At 69.9% G+C, this 4053-nt stretch carries 2 protein-coding genes and 1 tRNA gene; 1 reads left to right on the top strand and 2 read right to left on the bottom strand.

The window, feature by feature from the left end; genetic code table 11:
• Nucleotides 1–2489, bottom strand: a 2489-nt coding sequence (locus GL263_RS22875; protein WP_182857640.1) for an ABC transporter permease, incomplete at its 3' end; no start/stop codon positions are given.
• A 209-nt stretch (nt 2490–2698) separates the two neighbouring features.
• Complete coding sequence (locus tag GL263_RS22870) at nt 2699–3481, bottom strand: ABC transporter ATP-binding protein (protein WP_182857639.1); 783 nt, start codon at nt 3479–3481, stop codon at nt 2699–2701.
• A gap of 436 nt (nt 3482–3917) precedes the next feature.
• On the opposite strand from GL263_RS22870, the gene GL263_RS22865 reads away from it, so the two are divergent.
• Nucleotides 3918–4000 (top strand) — tRNA-Leu (locus GL263_RS22865).
• Nucleotides 4001–4053 lie beyond the last annotated feature (53 nt).

The raw sequence follows: 4053 nt of genomic DNA, 5'->3' as shown, positions 1-4053 counted from the left end.
GCCGGACACAGCGCGGCCAGCACGCCGACCAGCGCCGACAGCGCCAGGAACAGCGCGATCCGGTCCCACGGGATCACCAGGGAGTAGGTGCCGAACGCGCCGCCCAGCAGCTCGCCCACGGCCCAGCCGAAGAACAGGCCGAGAGCGACGCCCATCACCCCGCCGAACACGGCGATCACGATCGACTCCAGCCGGACCATGCGCTTGATGCCCGTGCGGTCCAGGCCGATCGCCCGCAGCATGCCGATCTCCTGCGACCGTTCGAAGACCGACATCGCCAGCGTGTTCACCACACCGAGCACCGCCACGACCACTGCCATCGCGAGCAGCGCGTACAGCATGTTCAGCATGATGGTGAAGTCCTTGGCGATGGAGTCGGAGACGTCCTGCTTGCTCTGGATCAGGATCGCCGGGTTGTCGCCGAGCGCCTTCGCGACCTCGCTCTTGCCGGCCTCGCTGACACCGTCCTTCAGCTTGACCATGAGCTGCGAGTCCGCCGGCCGCTGCGTGTGCGGGTCCAGGACGGCGGTGTCCATCAGCAGGCCCTGCACCATCTCGTTGCCCTTGAAGACGCCGCCGACGGTGAGCTTCTCGCTCTTGCCGTCCTCGAACGTGAACGTCAGGGTCGAGCCGCGCTTCCAGTCGTTGGCCTCCGCGGTGGTCCTGTCGACGATCACGCCGCCGGCGGCGAGGTCGGCGAACGAGCCGGAGTCGAAGGCGACGTCGACGAGCTTGTTGATGTCCTTGCCGCTGACACCGGAGATCCAGTGCGTGGTGCCGTCGACCTCGGCGTCCGCCCGCCGCAGCGGGCTGATCGCGGTGACCTCCGGAAGATCGCGGAGGGTCTTCTCCACCTCCGGCGAGAGGTCGGAGTAGTTCGCCATGCTGACGGTGTAGTCCGCCTTGATCGCGTCGGCCGCCATCTTGTTGATCGCCTGCTGCGAGCTGCCCGCGACCACGGTGAGCCCGGTGATCAGCGTCAGGCCGATCATCAGCGCGGAGGCGGTGGCCGCCGTCCGGCGCGGGTTGCGCACGGCGTTCTGCCGGGCGAGCCTGCCCGACACCCCGAACGCCCGCAGCAGCGGCCCTGCCGCCGCGATCAGCGGCCGGGACAGCAGGGGGGTCAGCACGAACACGCCGATCACCAGCACGCCGGCGCCCAGCGCCATCGGCAGCTGCGCCGCCTTGAAGTCCATCCCCGTGGCCAGCAGCACCAGCGCGGCACCGGCCGCGAAGAGGACCGAGCCGATCGTGTTGCGCACCACCAGGGAACGGGTCGTCGGCGTCGCGTGCACGCTGCTCATCGCCGCCACCGGCGGGATCTTCGCGGCCCGACGCGCCGGCAGCCACGCCGCGAGCATCGTCACGCCGATACCCACCACGAGGGACGCCACCACGGCGTTGGCGCCCACCAGCAGCGGGCCGTCCGGCACCGTCAGGTCGAACGCGTTCATCAGCGAGCGCAGGCCGGCCGCGATGCCGATACCGGTCACCAGGCCGACCACCGCGGCGATCGTGCCGACGACACCGGCCTCCAGCAGCACCGACCGCGTCACCTGGCGGCGGCTCGCGCCCACCGCGCGCATCAGCGCCAGCTCCTTGGTGCGCTGCGCCACCAGCATGGTGAACGTGTTGGCGATGATGAAGACGCCCACGAAGAGCGAGATGCCGGCGAAGACGAGCAGGAACGTCCGCATGTTGCTCATCTCGGAGTCGATCATCCGGGCCTGCTCGTCGGCGAGCGTCTTGCCCGTGGTCGCCTCCACCTCCTTCGGCAGGTTCTCCCGCACCTGCTTCAGGAGCTGAGCCTGCGACGTGCCCTTGTCGGCGGTGAGGATGATCTGCTCGTACTCACCGGGCTTGGTGAACAGCGACTGCGCGGTCCGGGTGTCGAACAGGACCAGCGTGCCGCCGGCCGCCACTCCGCCGTCGTCGGTGGTGAACACGCCGACGACCTTCTCCTGGCGCACCGGCCCGTTCACCGACGTCCGGACCGTGTCGCCGACCTTGTAGCCCGTGCGCTCGGCGGTCCTCGCGTCCAGCATCACCTCGCCCTCACGCTCCGGGGCGCGGCCCTCCTTCACCGGGTAGCGGAAGTCGGTGCCCCCGCCGTCCGCGCCGGCGTAGTAGTTGCCGCCCCTGGTGGACCAGCCCTGGCCCACGAGCTTGCCGTCCTTGTCGGCGAGCGCGGCGAAGCCGGAGACCTCGCCGAGCGCGCCGCCGGTGCCCGGCAGCCGCTCGGCCTTCTCCAGCAGTTCCTGGCTCAGCCGTGCGGCGTCGCCCGGCCCCTCGTGGGCGCTCTCGTCGGGCCGCAGCGCCACGTCGACCTGGGCGAAGCCCTTCTCCGAGCTCTTCTGGAACGCACTGGACAGGGTGGAGGTGAAGACGAGGGTGCCGGCGACAAAGGCGACGCCGAGCATCACGGCGAGCACGGTCATCAGCAACCGCGCCTTGTGCGCGAGTACGTTGCGCAGGGCGGTACGGAACATGGGAAGTCCTGGAGGATTTGTCCCCACCGCGCCGGTCGTGGACGCACGACGGCAGGCGGCACCGGGGGTGGAGGGTGAACGGCGTGTGAGAGGGCCCGCGCGCTCTTCGCGCTACGCGCTCCTGTTGCGGGCCGCGCGCACTCGACGTCGCGCGCCTGGGCCCGTGTTCCCGCCGGCCGCGGGCGGTGCGCCCCCGGCCGGTGGCCGGATCAGCTGGTGCGGCCCTTGGCCTCGAAGTTCTTCATGCGCTCCAGCACGGAGTCGGCGGTCGGGCCGAGCATGTCGTCCACGATGCGGCCGTCGGCGAGGAAGATGACCCGGTCCGCGTACGAGGCAGCCACCGGGTCGTGCGTCACCATGACCACCGTCTGGCCCAGCTCCCGCACCGAGTTCCGCAGGAAGCCCAGCACCTCGGCACCGGACCGGGAGTCGAGGTTTCCGGTCGGCTCGTCACCGAAGATGATGTCCGGCTGCGAGGCCAGCGCGCGCGCCACCGCGACCCGCTGCTGCTGACCGCCGGACAGCTCGCTCGGCCGGTGCTTGAGCCGCCCGGACAGACCGACCGTCTCCACGACCTTGTCCAGCCACGCCCGGTCGGGCTTCCGGCCGGCGATGTCCATCGGGAGGGTGATGTTCTCCATGGCGTTCAGGGTCGGAAGCAGGTTGAACGCCTGGAAGATGAAGCCGATCTTGTCGCGGCGCAGCTGCGTGAGCTTCTTGTCCTTGAGCGCGGTCAGCTCGGTGTCGCCGATACGGGCGGAACCGCTGGACACCGAGTCCAGACCGGCCATGCAGTGCATGAGGGTGGACTTGCCGGAACCGGACGGCCCCATGATCGCGGTGAACTGGCCCTGGCGGAACTCGACGGAGACCCGGTCGAGGGCGATCACCTTCGTCTCGCCCTGACCGTAGACCTTGGAGAGGTCCGTGGCGCGGGCGGCGGCAGCACCGGAGGTGACGACGTGGGCGCCTGGCTGGGTGGTGGTGGTCACGGGCTTGGACTCCTGAGGCGAGACGGACTGAGGCGTACCCCTCCATCGTGGGCGCGGCCCGACGCCCTGGGATCAGACCCTCATCCACACTTGGGGAGGTCTTCAGGCGTACCGCCGCCCCGGGCCCGTACTACCTGGGGATGACCGCGACCCTGAGTCCGCCCCCGCCGCCGCGCCCCCGGCACGCCCGGTCGCCACTCGAAAAACCGACCGACCGACTTGCGTCACGAAGGAGCGACTTTGCGTCAATCCCTCACCGACCGCATATGCCAGAAGACCAGTCCTACGCGGAAACAACAGGCCGCGAAGCAGGAAGGGCACCCATAAAATCAGACAACGTCCTTGTGACTCACCGCCGTTCACCCGCCCCGGCCAGTTACGCTCGACGTGCGCCCTGGGGGTGGAACGCGGCTGCATACGCGATCCAGGAGCCGGTGCCCGGGTGGTGGAATGCAGACACGACGAGCTTAAACCTCGTTGGCCTACGTGGCCGTGCCGGTTCAAGTCCGGCTCCGGGCACACCCGGCTCACGCTCCCCACCCCCCACCGGAGCGGCGACCCCCACGTACTCC

Source organism: Streptomyces durbertensis, assembly GCF_014156695.1.
GTDB classification, from domain to species: Bacteria; Actinomycetota; Actinomycetes; order Streptomycetales; family Streptomycetaceae; genus Streptomyces; species Streptomyces durbertensis.
This window is presented reverse-complemented; position numbering and strand designations above follow the sequence as displayed.